18 protein-coding genes are annotated in these 14,892 nt (G+C 30.3%); 3 read left to right on the top strand and 15 right to left on the bottom strand.

Annotation, left to right across the window (positions count from 1 at the left end; all coding sequences use genetic code 11):
* The 10 genes from dapB to rlmB all read right to left on the bottom strand — a co-directional run bounded on the left by dapB (position 1) and on the right by rlmB (position 7,810).
* The gene (gene dapB / locus ACKGJI_RS01200) at positions 1-771 is read right to left on the bottom strand and encodes a 4-hydroxy-tetrahydrodipicolinate reductase (protein WP_458700738.1); all 771 of its coding nucleotides are present in this window, start codon (positions 769-771) and stop codon (positions 1-3) included.
* A gap of 9 nt (positions 772-780) precedes the next feature.
* On the bottom strand, positions 781-1,713 hold the full coding sequence (gene trxB, locus ACKGJI_RS01195) for a thioredoxin-disulfide reductase (protein WP_458700737.1): 933 nt from the start codon (positions 1,711-1,713) through the stop codon (positions 781-783).
* Between the two features lie 11 nt (positions 1,714-1,724).
* On the bottom strand, positions 1,725-1,964 hold the full coding sequence (locus ACKGJI_RS01190) for a hypothetical protein (protein ID WP_458700736.1): 240 nt from the start codon (positions 1,962-1,964) through the stop codon (positions 1,725-1,727).
* A gap of 209 nt (positions 1,965-2,173) precedes the next feature.
* Entirely contained in the window at positions 2,174-2,488 is a 315-nt protein-coding gene (gene trxA, locus ACKGJI_RS01185) for a thioredoxin (protein WP_458700735.1), read from the bottom strand.
* A 79-nt stretch (positions 2,489-2,567) separates the two neighbouring features.
* Complete coding sequence (locus ACKGJI_RS01180; protein ID WP_458701674.1) at positions 2,568-2,894, bottom strand: YraN family protein; 327 nt, start codon at positions 2,892-2,894, stop codon at positions 2,568-2,570.
* Positions 2,890-4,164, bottom strand: coding sequence for a homoserine dehydrogenase (locus ACKGJI_RS01175; protein WP_458700734.1), 1,275 nt, complete (start codon positions 4,162-4,164; stop codon positions 2,890-2,892). Before ACKGJI_RS01175 ends, ACKGJI_RS01180 begins: the two co-directional genes overlap by 5 nt.
* Entirely contained in the window at positions 4,165-5,382 is a 1,218-nt protein-coding gene (locus tag ACKGJI_RS01170) for an LL-diaminopimelate aminotransferase (protein WP_458700733.1), read from the bottom strand.
* Positions 5,383-5,392: 10 nt separating this feature from the next.
* Entirely contained in the window at positions 5,393-6,211 is an 819-nt protein-coding gene (locus ACKGJI_RS01165; RefSeq protein ID WP_458700732.1) for a hypothetical protein, read from the bottom strand.
* Positions 6,205-7,134, bottom strand: a complete 930-nt coding sequence (locus ACKGJI_RS01160; RefSeq protein WP_458700731.1) for a helix-turn-helix domain-containing protein — start codon at positions 7,132-7,134, stop codon at positions 6,205-6,207. The genes ACKGJI_RS01165 and ACKGJI_RS01160 overlap by 7 nt, the downstream gene beginning before the upstream one ends.
* Positions 7,127-7,810 carry a 23S rRNA (guanosine(2251)-2'-O)-methyltransferase RlmB gene (rlmB, locus tag ACKGJI_RS01155; protein ID WP_458700730.1) on the bottom strand — a complete coding sequence of 228 codons (684 nt, stop codon included), beginning with the start codon at positions 7,808-7,810 and terminating at the stop codon, positions 7,127-7,129. Before rlmB ends, ACKGJI_RS01160 begins: the two co-directional genes overlap by 8 nt.
* Positions 7,811-7,982: 172 nt before the next feature.
* Between rlmB and ACKGJI_RS01150 the strand changes: the two genes are divergently transcribed.
* The gene (locus ACKGJI_RS01150) at positions 7,983-8,369 is read left to right on the top strand and encodes a PAS domain-containing protein (protein WP_458700729.1); all 387 of its coding nucleotides are present in this window, start codon (positions 7,983-7,985) and stop codon (positions 8,367-8,369) included.
* On the top strand, positions 8,366-10,474 hold the full coding sequence (locus tag ACKGJI_RS01145) for a cache domain-containing protein (RefSeq protein ID WP_458700728.1): 2,109 nt from the start codon (positions 8,366-8,368) through the stop codon (positions 10,472-10,474). The genes ACKGJI_RS01150 and ACKGJI_RS01145 overlap by 4 nt, the downstream gene beginning before the upstream one ends.
* On the opposite strand, the gene rsmI is transcribed toward ACKGJI_RS01145, so the two are convergent.
* From rsmI to ACKGJI_RS01125, 4 genes are all read right to left on the bottom strand, one after another.
* Entirely contained in the window at positions 10,455-11,270 is an 816-nt protein-coding gene (gene rsmI, locus ACKGJI_RS01140; RefSeq protein ID WP_458700727.1) for a 16S rRNA (cytidine(1402)-2'-O)-methyltransferase, read from the bottom strand. The two genes, ACKGJI_RS01145 and rsmI, sit on opposite strands and share 20 nt — an antisense overlap.
* 17 nt (positions 11,271-11,287) lie before the next feature.
* Positions 11,288-11,488, bottom strand: coding sequence for a 50S ribosomal protein L31 (rpmE, locus tag ACKGJI_RS01135; RefSeq protein WP_458700726.1), 201 nt, complete (start codon positions 11,486-11,488; stop codon positions 11,288-11,290).
* Positions 11,489-11,617: 129 nt separating this feature from the next.
* Positions 11,618-12,286 carry a 16S rRNA (uracil(1498)-N(3))-methyltransferase gene (locus ACKGJI_RS01130; RefSeq protein WP_458700725.1) on the bottom strand — a complete coding sequence of 223 codons (669 nt, stop codon included), beginning with the start codon at positions 12,284-12,286 and terminating at the stop codon, positions 11,618-11,620.
* Entirely contained in the window at positions 12,287-12,673 is a 387-nt protein-coding gene (locus tag ACKGJI_RS01125) for a hypothetical protein (RefSeq protein WP_458700724.1), read from the bottom strand. It abuts the gene before it with no gap.
* A gap of 96 nt (positions 12,674-12,769) precedes the next feature.
* Here ACKGJI_RS01125 and ACKGJI_RS01120 point away from each other — a divergent pair, with 96 nt between their 5' ends.
* Positions 12,770-13,831 carry a molybdopterin-binding protein gene (locus tag ACKGJI_RS01120; RefSeq protein WP_458700723.1) on the top strand — a complete coding sequence of 354 codons (1,062 nt, stop codon included), beginning with the start codon at positions 12,770-12,772 and terminating at the stop codon, positions 13,829-13,831.
* On the opposite strand, the gene moaA is transcribed toward ACKGJI_RS01120, so the two are convergent.
* Complete coding sequence (gene moaA / locus ACKGJI_RS01115) at positions 13,828-14,796, bottom strand: GTP 3',8-cyclase MoaA (RefSeq protein ID WP_458700722.1); 969 nt, start codon at positions 14,794-14,796, stop codon at positions 13,828-13,830. The two genes, ACKGJI_RS01120 and moaA, sit on opposite strands and share 4 nt — an antisense overlap.
* Positions 14,797-14,892 lie beyond the last annotated feature (96 nt).

The following is a 14,892-nucleotide window of genomic DNA, read 5'->3' as shown; positions in this document are numbered from 1 at the left end:
TTAATTTAATCCTAAACAATCACTTATATGGTATAAACCATTTTGTTGATTAACTATCCATTTTGCAGCTTTGATAGCACCTTTAGCAAAAGTATCTCTACTTGTAGCAGTATGATTTAACTCAATAAATTCTCCATCATTATAAAAGCCGACAGTATGACGACCAACTATATCTCCACCTCTTAAAGCCATTATAGCAATTTCATCTTTACTTCTCTCTCCAATAAGGCCATTTCTTCCACTAACTCTTACATCATCAAGTTCAAGGCCACGAGCACTTGCAGCGTGTTCTCCTAATGTAATAGCAGTACCACTTGGTGCATCTTTTTTATATCTGTGATGTTGCTCTACTATCTCAATATCAAAATCACTCAAACTTTTAGAAGCTAAAGCAACTAATTTATTTAAAACTGCAATTCCCAAAGACATATTTGTAGAGTAAAGAATAGGCATTTTAGTACTTGCTTCTTTTAAAAGATTTAACTGATGAGTAGACAATCCAGTTGTTCCAATAACTAAAGGTTTTGGATTTTCAATCGCCTCTTCTAAAAGTGTTTGTGTTCCTATAGCAATAGTAAAATCAATTATAACATCACTATTTTTAAGAAGTACAGAATGCTCACTAGTTACTATTGCATCACTTGGTATAGCAAAATCAAACTCTTCAATTGCATGAAGCACGTGTACTTTTGCACTTTCCTCTTTTTTCAAATTCTCAATCAAAAGTTTTCCAACTCTTCCTGTTGAGCCATGAATCCCTACATTTAACATATACTTTCCTTAATGATTTACATATTCTAAAGCTTGAATACCAGCAACTGCTCCATCACCTGCTGCACATACTACTTGCTTCATAGCATCTATCCTGATATCTCCAGCTGCAAATAATCCAGGAACTGAAGTATGCATTTTTAAATCTACAATAACATTTCCATTTTCATTCATATCACAAAGATAACTTCCATCTTCTTGTTTCAAGATAGAGTTATTTACATTCATTCCAACAAAAACAAAAATTCCTGGAACATTCAAGTCTCTTTTTTCTCCATTTTTATTTACTACTTTTACACCAGTAACACCCATGTTGTCTCCAAGAATTTCTTCTACTTGAGAATTTAAAATAAGCTCTATTTTGTCATTTTTCATAACTCTATCAACGGTTACTGGAGATGCTCTAAAAGTATCTCTTCTATGAATAAGATATACTTTTGAACAAATATTTGCTAAATAAAGTGCTTCTTCTAGTGCAGTATCACCACCACCTAAAACAGCTACTTCTTTATCTTTGTAAAAGAATCCATCACATGTAGCACAAGTACTAACTCCCTTACCAAAAAATTCATCTTCACCTTTTACGCCTGAACGCCTTGGTGTACTGCCTGTTGCAATTATTACACTCTTTGCTTTTACACTATCTTTTCCTGCTAAAAAAACTTCAAAAGTACCATCATCTTTTTTTGAAACTCTAGTAACTTCGTCCATACTATGTTTCATACCAAATCTCATACATTGCTCAGGCCATGGCTCCATAAGTTCCATTCCAGTAACTTCTTTTGAAACCCCAGGATAATTTTCTATTTCGCTACTACTTGTAATTTGACCACCTGGCATTCCTTTTTCAAACATTACTACTTCTTTTAAACCACCTCTAGTTGCATAAAGCCCAGCTGTAAGTCCAGCAGGTCCACCACCAATTATTGCTAAATCTAACATTTTTATTTCTCCTATTCTACTACTTCAATCATGCTATCTTGTTTGAAGTTATTATCTTTAAAGCGCTTTATTCTAAATGCTGTTGGGAGTTCATATACATTAAACCTTTGTATAATTTTCAAGATAGTATTCATACCACTTGTTACGTATATAACTCCACCTTCTTCACCTCTTTTTTCTTGAAACATATCAATTGCAATTATAGGATTATCTTTTGATAATTTATTCAAAACATTACTAAAATTTTGCATTTTAGAACTATATATAACAACAGTGTAAATATCATGTTTTGGAATAAAAATATCTTTTTTAGTATAAAAAATTAATTTTGAAAAATCTACAAATTTGTACTCTGAAAAGCGCCAATTAGAGTACGCAAAAGCAGCAGCAATCATCGCTGCACCGAAAAAAGAAGCAAAAACGAGGGAGAATTGTCTTCTCCCCCTACTTGTACTCATTATTAAAGTGAATTAAGTTTATCTGCGATAACTTGCTTTGAAGATGCACCAACCATTTGGTCAACTAATTCTCCATCTTTAAAGAAAAGCATTGTTGGTATTGAGCGAATTCCATATTTTACTGCAATATCTTGCTCTTCATCAGTATTTACTTTACAAATTTTTGCTTTTCCATCAAAATCTTCAGCTAACTCTTCGATAACTGGAGCTAACATTCTACATGGTCCGCACCATGGAGCCCAAAAGTCAACTAGTACGATACCTTCTTTTATTGTTTCATCAAAATTAGATGCACTCAACTCTAAATATTTTCCCATTTCATTCTCCTTGAATTCTTATTTATGGTGAATTATACTTTTTTAAACTTTAAACTTTCCATAGCCGACAATATTACTCTTATAAGCTGATATTTTCTAAAATTTCTATCGTCTTTTCATTTACCAATATTACGTCAATTTGGTAATCTAAATCCATGTTTTTCTTATACATGTAAAAGTTTATTGTTTTTATAATTTTATTCAATTTTGAAGGAGTAACTCTCTCAATCGGGTCATAATTTTTAGAATATTTCACTTCAAAAAAATGCATAATACCATTTCTTTCTGCTATGATATCAATTTCTCCAAATTTAGAATAAAAATTTCTCTCTAAGATTATAAAGCCAAGTTGTTTTAAATACTTGGCTGCTTTTTCTTCTGCTTTATTACCAATCTCTTTGCTAATCTTCTATCCTTATCATGATTGGTTTTTCTTTACATGTAGAGAGTTTTTCTATCTCATTCATTGCTTTTTTTATATCTTTTTCTATCGTTTTGTGAGTAGAAAACAATAATGTTGCACAACTACTGTCTTTCTTGTCTTGTTTTTGCAAAAAGCTGTCTATTGAAACTCCATTTTTTCCCAGAATAGAAGTAATGTCAGATAAAACTCCAAGCTTGTCAACTACCTTGACTCTCATATAATATTTTGTTTCAATCTCATCTATATCTAAAAGTTCAAACCTATTGCATTCTAAAGTTCTTTTAAATCCTAACATTGGAGAGCTTTGTCCAACTCTTGCAATGTCAATAAGATCAGCAATAACAGCACTAGCAGTAGCATCCCCGCCAGCTCCAGCCCCATAATACATAGTCTCACCAACACAATCACCAACAACACTAACACCATTCATTACGCCATCTACTTTTGAAAGCATTTTTGTATCTTTTAAAAGTGCTGGATGTGCTCTTAATTCTACTTTATTATTTTTTGCTTTTTTTGCAATTGTCAAATGTTTTATGCTATAGCCAAACTCTTTAGCAAAGAAAATATCATCACTGTTTATCTCTTCAATGCCCTCTATTAAAATATCTTCTGGATTTGCATGAACCCCATAAGCAATACTTGCAAGTATTAAAAGTTTATGAGCCGCGTCAAAACCACCAACATCAAAAGTTGGATCAGCCTCAGCATATCCAAGTTCTTGCGCCTCTTTTAAAACTTCTCTAAATTCTACATTTTCATTCATCATTTTAGTCAAGATATAATTGCAAGTTCCATTCATGATACCTTTTATGGATTCTATGTGATTTGCACTCAATCCTTCTCTTAAAGCTTTAATGATTGGAATACCACCAGCTACACTTGCTTCAAATCCTATTGGTATATCTTTTGCAATATCTTGAAGTGCATATCTGTGATAAGCAAGTAAAGCTTTATTAGCGGTAACTACTGCTTTTTTATTTTCCAAAGCTTTTTTTACTATTTCAAATGCACCATCTACTCCACCCATAAGTTCAATTACAACATCAATGTCATCATTTTCTAAGACATCATTGACATTAGAACTAAGAGGTAGATTTATGCCTCTCTCTTTACTTGTATCTCTTACAACCCCTAAAACTGGGACTATTTTTTTGCCACATCTAGCTTCAATTATATCGCTATTTTCTTGCAATATTCTAGCCACACTCGCTCCAACAGTTCCAACTCCAATTATCCCTACTTTTAACATTTATTTACTCTTTTCTAAACTTTTTAAATATTTTTTTAAATTTCTAGCAGCTTGTCTTATACGATTTTCATTTTCTATAAGAGCAATCCTAACATACCCTTCACCACCTTCACCAAAACCGTTCCCTGGGCTTACGGCAATTTTCGCTTCAGTTAAAAGCTGTTTTGAAAAACTCATACTTCCTAAATGAGATGCAACTTCTGGGATTTTTGCCCATACAAACATACTAGCACTTGGTTTATCAATCTTCCAGCCAGCATTTGCAAAGCTTTCGAGTAACACATCTCTTCTTTTTTGATAAGTTTTTATAATCTCTTCAACACAATCTTGTGGGCCATCAAGCGCAACAGTAGAAGCTACTTGAATAGGCGTAAACATACCATAATCAAACCAAGATTTTATTTTTTGTAAAGCCCCAACAAGCTTTGGATTTCCAACTATAAATCCTACTCTCCAACCTGCCATTGAATAACTTTTTGAAAGTGTATAACTCTCAACTGCAACATCTTTTGCACCTTCAACTTCTAGTATAGAAGGAGTTTTATAACCATCAAATGTCAAATCTGCATATGCAATGTCACTGATGATGTAAAATCTTTCTTGTTTTGCAAGAGCAACTAATTTTTCATAAAAGTCTTTTTTAACAGTAACTGTTGTTGGATTGTGAGGAAAATTAACCACTACAAACTTTGGCTTTGGAACGGATTCATTAAATGCTTTTTTTAAATTTGTAAAAAAGTTATCATAATCTAACTCATACTTTTCATTCCACTCCAAACCGATTTTGTGAACATTACCACCTGCAATAATAAAAGCGTGAGAATGAATCGGATAAGCAGGATCAGGAACAACTGCCACATCTCCTGGATTTGTAATTGCTTGTACTAAATGTACATAACCCTCTTTACTTCCCAATGTAGCAACTGCTTCACGATCAGGGTCTATATCAACTCCATATTTTCTACTATACCACTTACAAATTGCTAGACGAAGTTTATATATACCTTTGCTAGCACTATACCCATGGGTTTTATCCTTATTGGCTGATTCAATTAGTTTATCAATAATATGCTGTGGTGTTCTTCCATCAGGATTTCCCATAGAAAAATCTATGATATCTTCACCAGCTCTTCTTGCATTTAATTTAATCTCATTAATTTCAGCAAAAACATAATTTGGCAATCTCTCAATCGTATTGAACCTAATCTCATCAAACATCAACTATCCTTTATCTACTTTTAACATAAACTAAAATTCCTCTTTTTATATTATCCAAAGTATATATATCATTTATTTTAACATACTTTGCATTTTCCGGAACTTTTAATTTTATATTTTTTACAACACTGTCTTTTTTATAACTTTTTACAACATTTAATTTTTCATCGAAAAACACAACACTTGGATGCCATCTATCAGCAATTTTTGTTCTAATAGATATACTTTTCATCCCATAAACATCAATCCAATAAGGTCTTATTGCTTTTTTTAAAGTTACTGTTGTATCTTCTTCTACATGTAAACTATCAACTCGTATGTTATTCGTATCTATCTCATAACGCCATTCATTCTCGCTTAATTTTTCAATATTTTTAAAAAAACAGCCTCTATTTTCAAGCCTTTTGGCCAAAATCAAGGGGTCAACTACATGCTCAGTAGAAACTACTATCTTCCATAAAAAACCATCTTGATTTTTAATAGCTTTTTTTGTTAAAAAATAGTTATACCCCATCAAAGAAAGAGACTCATTAATAACTCTCATAAATATAATAGAGTCTTCTTTACTAAAAAAACTCAAATATAAATCTCTTGGCTCAGAATAAAAAAGCTTCAAAAGTCCATTTTTTTTAAGTTCCGATAAGACTTTAATGTCATCAACAAGTCCATCATCTTTTAAAAAAGCACTTTTATTTTTAAAAATTATATTTATTAAATTTTTTTGGATATTGTAATTTTTATTTCCAACAAAACTTTCTATCTTTTCTTCAAGAGTAACTGCATTTAAAAAAATACAAAACAGTGATAAAAAAACAAATATTCTTACCAAGGTTTACCCTCGTTTAACTCTACAAATTTTTCCCAAGTAATTTTTGTTATATTTCCATCTTTTACTAAAAATCTTATTGGTGCTTGACTCTTATAATCAATCGTTTTATCTTTTACATGTAAAGAAAAATTTCCATGCCCTGTTGTTATGATTTGGTCGTGAGATAAATCTATGGAAAAATTACCTTCACCTAAGAAAGATCTTCTTTTTTTATCATCTAAATTTATAGTTCCAACCCATAACTTAGCATTAGGTGCAATAACTGCATCATATTGAATATTTTTACTAACTTCTTTCTCTTTTTCTGACGCATTTGTATCTTCAGATAATGCTGTAGTATTTACATCAGTAGATTCTACATGTAACTCTTCATTGACATTAGTTTCATTAGTATCAATTGCAATATTATCAGTTTCATTTAAATCAGAAACTTCATTAGTGTCTTGTATAGATAAATTTTCTTCGTTATTTTTAATCGCATTTTCTAAAGACTCTTTTGCTTCTTCTACAACTACACTTTGTTCTATTAAAGTATCTTTATTTATAGAAGTATTATTTGAAGCAAAATCTACTTTATCTTTAAAAATAGAAAAAAGCATTCCAACTGTGACAATTAAAAGAATAATTAAAAGGAAAAACAGGAATTTTTTGCTACCACGAGAGCTATCTTCAACTACTATAAACAATCCATCACTTTGTTCACTCTTACGGTTTTCATTCCAATACTCTTCAAATGTTTCACGAAATCCACTTAAATCTAGACCATACTCTCTTGATAAAATTTTTATAAATCCTAAAGTATTAACATAATCTAATTTATCAAAATCACCATCAACCATATATTTAAGATATTTCTCTTCTATGTGTGTTTCGTTTGAAACTTTTCTAAGGCCAATATCTTTTAATACTTTTATATCATCCATTAGCAATCCTATCACATATAATTGCAGTTGCTACGCTCACATTTAAAGAGTCAAAATCTCTCACCATTCTTATAGATACTATTTTATCTAATTTTGCTTTAACTTTTTTATTAATTCCTCTACCTTCGCTTCCCATAAAAAGTGCTACTTTAGTATCAAACTTTGTTTCATGGACACTAAAGCCATTCATATCTGCACCGTATGTACTAAAACCTACCTGCTTTAATTCATTTACTAAATCAAGTGCATTTGGATACAAAACTATAGGCAATTCAAAAATCGCCCCACTACTTGATCTCACAACTGATTCAAGATTGATGTTTTTTATGCCACTTATGATAAGTCCATCTGCACCAAAAGCATATGCGCTTCTAATAATAGCACCAATGTTACCTACATCAGTTATCTCATTTAACACTACTAAAAATGATCCATTTTTTACGCTACTAAAATCACTAAACTCAATATCATCAATTTTCGCAATAAATCCTTGATGATTTCCACCCTTACTTAAAGCTTGAGCTTTTTTATTATCTACCCTTAATATATTTGCACCCGTCCTTGCAATTTCATTAAAAAGTGATTGTTCACACTTCTTAGAGAGATAAACCTCTTGAAGTTTTTTGGGATAGTTTTTTAGTACATGTAAAAATAATTGTTTTCCATATATAATCATCTGATTATTGTATCTAAAATGGCTTAAAATTGAAGCATATCAAGGAGTTTTTTGTTAAAAAAATAGTTAATTTGTTACTTAGTATATTTTTTTAAAAATTATTTTAAATATTAACCATTTTCTAACTTTTTCACAACTATAATAAGGTAACTCATCATAAAAGGTTAAACTTATGGCCGGAAGTGAAAAAATACTAGATGATACAGCTTTACTCGTCTCAGAAACTGATAAAAGTGGAAAAATTATTTATGCAAATGATCTTTTTTTAGATATGAGTGAATTTCCTTTAGAAGAGCTTATAGGAAAACCTCACAATATTGTAAGACATCCTGATATGCCAAAATCTGCTTTTAAAGAGCTTTGGGAAACTGTAAAAAGTGGAAAAGTTTGGGAAGGGTTTGTAAAAAACAAAACAAAAAATGGCAATTATTATTGGGTATTTGCAACCGTTTTTCCATTTGGCAAAGACCACTATCTCTCAGTTAGAAAAATGGCTTCAAGAGAAGAAATTGAAAAATATGAAAAACTATATCAAAAAATGAGAAAGGCTGAGAGATGATGAAAAATTTATCTATTCAAAAAAAACTAACTATTTTGATTGTTGGTGCTTTGATTCTATCAGCATTAATCACTTTAATTGCTACTATAACTTTAACTATTAGTAAAACTGATGATAGATTAGAAAAATTCAAAGAAGCTATGACACAAAATAAAATAAAGTCATTACAAGCAAACATCTCAATAGCTAAAAATGCAATTGCAGCATTTTATAACAATTCAAAAGAAAAAAATATAGCAAATGAACTAAAAAAAATCTCTCAAGAATTCAAAGACACACTAAATAGATTTTACGAGGAAAACAAAGACAATTATACTCAAGAAGAAATGCAAGAGAAAATTAAAAAATTCGTAAAAGCATTTAGATATGACAAAGGTTTAGGATATTTTTGGATTAATGATTTAAACCAAGTTATGATAATGCACCCTATAAAACCTACACTTGACGGAAAAGATTTAACAAATTTAAAAGACAAAGATGGGACACAACTTTTTGTCAATATGACTAAAGTTATAAAACAACAAAAAGAAGGAGTTGTGAAATACAAATGGGCGAACCCAAAAACAAAAAAAGTAGAAGATAAAATAAGCTATGTATTTGAATTTGAACCGTTTCATTGGGTAATTGGAACAGGTAAATATAAAAGTGAAATTATTAAAGAATTTCAAGAAAAAGCAAAAAATGTAATAGCAAATTTAAGATACGACAATGGCAAAGGCTACTTTTGGATAAATGATTTCACTCCAAAAATGATTATGCATCCAATCAAACCAAATTTAAATGGAAAAGATTTATCCAATGTAAAAGATCCAACAGGAAAATATCTATTTAAAGAAATGGTTGAAGTTGCCTCTAAAAAAGGAAAAGGTGTAGTTAATTATATGTGGGCAAAACCTGGATTTGATGAAGCTCAAAGTAAAATTTCTTATATTGAAGCTTTTAAAGAGTGGGGGTGGATAGTAGGAACTGGAGTATATGCAGATGATATTGATGCACTAGTACAAGAAGAAAAGAAATCTATAGATAAGCTTATAAAAGACCAAATCATAAATAATTTTATTATTTTATCAATTATAATAATTGTATTTTCACTTCTTTCAAGATATTTAAGCAAAAAACTTATTGGAAATAGACTTGATAATCTTAAAAAGTATATTGAAACTTTCTCTTTGTATGTGACTAACAAAAAAAATGAGCTTGACTACAATATAAAAGATGATTCAAGCGATGAAATAGGCTCAACAGTAAATCTAATAACAAAAACTTTTGAAGAATACAAAAAAATTCATACAGATGACATAAGAAGTATTGGAGAAGTGCTTTTAATAAGCTCTAAAATGTCAAATGGTGATTTTACAGATAGAACATCTTACACATCTTCTCATTATTTGACAAATCGTTTATCTTATGAAATAGACATTATGAATAAAAAGTTAGATGAAGTTATAACGAAAACTGTAACTACTTTGAAAAATTTCCAAAAAGGTAATTTTGATACAAAAGTAGAGATAGAAACTTCAAACCAATTAAAAGAATTAGTTGATGGCGTAAATTCTTTAGGAAATTCTCTAAAAGAAATGACTGAAGAAAACAATATACAAAAATTAAACATACAACAAAATGCTAATGCTATATCATCGTCTATTACAACTATAAAAGATGAACCTTTAAAAGAGCTAGATGATATAGTGCATGTTACAACTTCATCAATGCAAGAAATTGGTGCAAACCAACAAACACTCTCAGAAAATCTTATCATGCTTACACAAAATGCAAAAGAAGCTGAAAATGCACTTGATACAATTGCAGAGATTGCTGATCAAACTAACCTACTTGCACTAAATGCTGCCATTGAAGCAGCAAGAGCAGGTGAGCATGGGCGAGGATTTGCAGTTGTTGCAGATAGCGTAAGAGATTTAGCAGATAAAACAACAGAATCTTTAAATGAAATTCAAACAACCATAAAAGTTATGGTTGAAAATATAACTAAAAGTTCAGATGATATGAAATTAAATGCATCTGAGGTAGATAAGATTTCTAAAGATATTCAAGCTATTAAAGAAAAAACTTCTTATATATTAAAAATCATGGATGGCTTAGTTTAGAATACCAACTCTTAACACTCTCTCCAGTTAGTTTAGCTAAAAGTTTTGCTTTTTGCTTTGGAGGGATGTTAAGTTCCAATAAATCATCGCTACTGATCGGAATGCCGTCTTGATTGGAAACTCCATCTACGACAATTGCCCATTCACCTTTTAAATTCATATCTTTTGTGTATTCTTTGATATCTCTTGCAAAACATTTAAATTTTTTCTCGAACTTCTTTGTAGCCTCTTTGATAAAAAAAACTTGCCTATTGGGAATCAATTCTTCTAATTCGCTCATTAATTTTTCAATACGATGAGGGGATTCATAAATAATTACAGGATATTTAGAGTTTTTTATCTCATCTAAACCATTAGCTCTTTCTTTACCTTTATGAGGTAAGAATCCATAAAAAATGAATCTGTGATTGCTAAAACCACTACTAGCATATGCTAAAAGTGCTGCATTTGCACCAGGTATAATGACATATGGTATATCTTTTTCCTGGCAAAACTGGATAAAATAGCTTCCAGGATCACTAATGCAAGGCATTCCTGCATCGCTTACATACGCAACATCTTCATTAAATATATCTATATCACAACTCTCTAAAACTTTTTTTTCATTGTGAGAGTGCATAGAAATATAATTTTTTATATTCAGCTCTAAGTTATATTTTTCTTTTAAAAGGGAAAAAAGTTTTTTTGTAACTCTTGTATCTTCACAAAAAACAGTAGTAACTTCACAAAGAAGCTTTAAACTTCTTTGTGAAATATCTTCAAGATTTCCTATCGGTGTAGGAATAAAATAAACCAAAACGGTTTTACACTAGATTATTTTAAGTTATATTTCTTCTTAAATTTCTCAACTCTACCTGCAGCATCAACTATCTTTTCACTTCCTGTGAAAAATGGGTGACACTCACTACATATGTCTATTCTAATCTCTGGCTTGTTTGACATAGTTTCAAAACTATTACCACAAGCACATGTAACTTTACATTCAACGTATTCTGGATGTATATCTTTTTTCATTTTTTTCTTTCCTAAAACTCATATTTTTATTCGCCCAAACACTTAAAAATGCGGGGAGCAACTTCGTGCTCACCGCTATATAGGGGGAGGGGAATTGGGATTATATCAAAAACTATATTAAAATTCAAGCTAAACTAGAAGTTTTGAGCAAACTCCCACAACCGCTGTTTCACTTCTTAGTATATTTTCACATCTCAAACCAAAAACTTCTCTATCACTAAATAGCTCTCTTTCTTTATCGCTAAATCCACCTTCTGGCCCAACTAAGAAGCTCTCTACATGTAAAGTATCATCTAAGTATTTATCTGCAAAATCGATGATTATACTATCTTGGTATCTATCTAAATACTCTTTTAAAGTATCAATAACTTCAATCTCAATCAAACTAGATTTTCCACACTGCTCGCAAGAATTAATTAAAATCCTTTTTAACCTATCAAAATCGATTTTAAAATTTTTTTGAGAAAATTCTGAGTATACAAAACTTATCTTGCTAACTCCTAACTCATTTAACATAGATATGTTTTTTTCTACAGTCTTAGGATCAACAACGCACCAGCCTACATGTAAAAACTTTGAACCTCTCTTTTTATCCTCTTTTTTATCTTCCAAAATCAAACTAGCTCGTTTTTTACCGATTTCATCTATCTTGTATGTATATATAAAATTATCTTGTAAGTTTCTAAAAAAAAGAGGTTTAGATTTATCTATCCTTCTTACTTTAAAGATATGAGCATACTCTCTTACATCAACTTCAGCCCTTTTTTCTCCAGCAAATTCTCCATAAACAAATTGCATCTATCTCACCATATAAGCTAAACTCATAGTAATTAAGATAAGCAATATATCAATAGAATATTTTTTTTTGGCAAATGTTCTGTATTGGCTATTTGATTGATGTTTATAAACCTTAAAAAGTTTCATACTCATGATAAAAATAACCAAAAAAACAATTATCATTAACCAAACTGCATGAGAAACATGAAGTTGATTAACTCCTAAAATAACAACACCTGTAAAACCAGTTGCAGCTAAAAACATATAATAAATTGGATTTATCATTTTAACTTTTTTTGAAAAATCATCGCTACTAAATATAAAAAACAGATTAACAAAAGCTACAATCAGCATAAACCCAACTGATAGCGTATGATAAAAAATAGCACTTTTTACTAACTCTTCCAATATAATTCTCCTTTTTTGGATATAATTATACCCATTCTAAATCAAACTAATGCTTAACAGCATTTATATTTTGTTCAGTAAAAACAGGAATATACTATGAAATCTTATGAAGAAGCTTTAGAGATAATAAAAAACAAAATCATACCAATAAAACTAACAAAAATGACTCCTCTTTTAAACTCTACTAAGCATATATGCGCCCAAAGGCTAAGAGCTAAAACTTCTATACCAGCTACTAACATAGCATTAAAAGATGGCTATGCATATTTAGACAAAATAGAAGTTTCAACCGGAGATATTTTAAATGATGATGTAAAATATGTAATTCCTTTTGAAGAAAATCAAAACCAAAGCAATATACCTCTTTTTTATAACATAAAATTAAAAGCTGAAGATATAAAAAAGGATGAAGTCCTTATTGACAAGGGTGATTTTATCAATGCATATACCATAACAGCACTTGCAGCTCAAGGCTTTAAAAAAATAAAAGTATATAAAAGACCAAAAGTTAGCATACTTAGTATTGGTAATAACCTTTGCCCTGTTCAAAAAGAGAAAAAAGATGATGAAGTATATAATTCAAATGCATTTTCACTAGCATCTAGAGTACTTGAACTTGGAGGTCAAATCAATAAAGTTTGGCAAGCAAAAAACTCTTTTGCTGATATTCTTGAGTGTTTAGATACTTTATCTTTAGAAAATGATTTAATCATCACAACTGGTGCTATGAGTCACAAGGATGCTATGAATCAACTCATTTATAATGATAAATTTGAGGTACTTTTTCACAAAGTTCAAATTGCTCCAGCAAGACCAAGCGCATTAACATTGTACAATAATATTCCAATCTTACATCTTCCTGGGCTTCCTCTTTCCTCTCTCTTAGGATTTGAACTGCTTGGTGCCCCTCTTTTAAAACATTTAAAAAATGAAAATTACAAAAGAGATTGGATTTTAGTAAAAAATGCAACTAATTTTGACGTAAAAGAAGATTGTGCAAGTGCAATACCTGGATATTTTGATGGTAAAATTTTCAAAAGTGCAAGCTCTTACAAAGCAGGAATGCTAAATACTCTTGCAAAGTGTAATGGCTACGCACTTATTGAAAATCAAAGTATAATCAAACAAGGTGATGATATAAAATTTTTTAGTTTTTAGCCCCCAGTTTCATAAAATGCTCTTGTTGAGGTTTCATTTTCACTATCACTGCTCCACTTGTTTTTCTCAGGCTTATTTTTTAAAACCTCTCTTAGAACCTCGCTTGCACCTTTTACATCACCTCTACTTACAGCATCTTTGATACTCATTGCCTCTTCAAAATATAAACAAGGTATCAACATACCCTCTGCAGTTAGCCTAATGCGGTTACAATCTTCACAAAAATCGTGAGCATGAGGATTAATGATACCAAATCTATATCCATCTTCTAGTTCATAAAGTTTAGAAGGACTAGAAGCCTCTCTTGGTAACTCTTTAAAACTATATTTTGAAGAAATTATAGCCTTAACCTCATCTTCGCCCAAGCCTTGTAGTTTATCTTTTGCATGAACATTTTCCATATACTCTATAAACCTAATTTGCATATCTCTTTTTTTACAATACTCTAAAACTTCTAAAAGTTCATTATCATTTATACCTTTAAGTGGTACATTGTTGATTTTTACTTTCAAACCAACTTCTCTTGCTTTATCTATACCTTCTAAAACTTTTTTTAAAACATCTTTTCCTGCTATTTTATGAGCAACTTGGGGCTTTAGAGTATCAAGTGAAATATTTAATCTTTTAAGACCAGCATCTTTTAAATCTTTTGCAACATCAGCGAGTAAAAATCCATTTGTAGTAAGAGCCAAATCTAGTCCACTTTTATAATCATTTATCATTTTTATAAATTTATCTAAATGCGCTCTTAAAAGTGGTTCTCCTCCAGTTATTCTAATCTTATCTATTCCCTCATCTATCCCTACTTTTACAAATAAAAATAGTTCTTCAAAAGATAAAAGGTTCTCTTTTGGAACCCAAGAAAATGGTTTTTCTGGCATACAGTATTGACATCTAAAATTACACCTTTCTGTTACTGAAATTCTAAGGTAATTTACCCTTCTTCCATGTCCATCTATTAACAATTTGTATCCCTTATTTTATTTTAGTGAGGTATTATAGCAATTTTAAACAAAATGTAAAATACTCTTAGATAAAATGATTTTTATCAAGGAGGTAAT

The sequence above is a fragment of the Sulfurospirillum sp. 1307 genome (assembly GCF_054408545.1).
Note: the sequence above shows the minus strand (reverse complement) of the source record. Positions and strands in the feature narration are given on the sequence as shown.

Excerpts from the sequence above, each read along its gene's own strand:
- dapB (WP_458700738.1), bottom strand. The coding sequence starts at position 771 with ATGTTAAATGTAGGGATTCATGGCTCAACAGGAAGAGTTGGAAAACTT.
- trxB (WP_458700737.1), bottom strand. The coding sequence starts at position 1,713 with ATGTTAGATTTAGCAATAATTGGTGGTGGACCTGCTGGACTTACAGCT.
- ACKGJI_RS01190 (WP_458700736.1), bottom strand. The coding sequence starts at position 1,964 with ATGCAAAATTTTAGTAATGTTTTGAATAAATTATCAAAAGATAATCCT.
- trxA (WP_458700735.1), bottom strand. The coding sequence starts at position 2,488 with ATGGGAAAATATTTAGAGTTGAGTGCATCTAATTTTGATGAAACAATA.
- ACKGJI_RS01175 (WP_458700734.1), bottom strand. The coding sequence starts at position 4,164 with ATGTTAAAAGTAGGGATAATTGGAGTTGGAACTGTTGGAGCGAGTGTG.
- ACKGJI_RS01170 (WP_458700733.1), bottom strand. The coding sequence starts at position 5,382 with ATGTTTGATGAGATTAGGTTCAATACGATTGAGAGATTGCCAAATTAT.
- ACKGJI_RS01160 (WP_458700731.1), bottom strand. The coding sequence starts at position 7,134 with ATGGATGATATAAAAGTATTAAAAGATATTGGCCTTAGAAAAGTTTCA.
- rlmB (WP_458700730.1), bottom strand. The coding sequence starts at position 7,810 with ATGATTATATATGGAAAACAATTATTTTTACATGTACTAAAAAACTAT.
- ACKGJI_RS01150 (WP_458700729.1), top strand. The coding sequence starts at position 7,983 with ATGGCCGGAAGTGAAAAAATACTAGATGATACAGCTTTACTCGTCTCA.
- ACKGJI_RS01145 (WP_458700728.1), top strand. The coding sequence starts at position 8,366 with ATGATGAAAAATTTATCTATTCAAAAAAAACTAACTATTTTGATTGTT.
- rpmE (WP_458700726.1), bottom strand. The coding sequence starts at position 11,488 with ATGAAAAAAGATATACATCCAGAATACGTTGAATGTAAAGTTACATGT.
- ACKGJI_RS01130 (WP_458700725.1), bottom strand. The coding sequence starts at position 12,286 with ATGCAATTTGTTTATGGAGAATTTGCTGGAGAAAAAAGGGCTGAAGTT.
- ACKGJI_RS01120 (WP_458700723.1), top strand. The coding sequence starts at position 12,770 with ATGAAATCTTATGAAGAAGCTTTAGAGATAATAAAAAACAAAATCATA.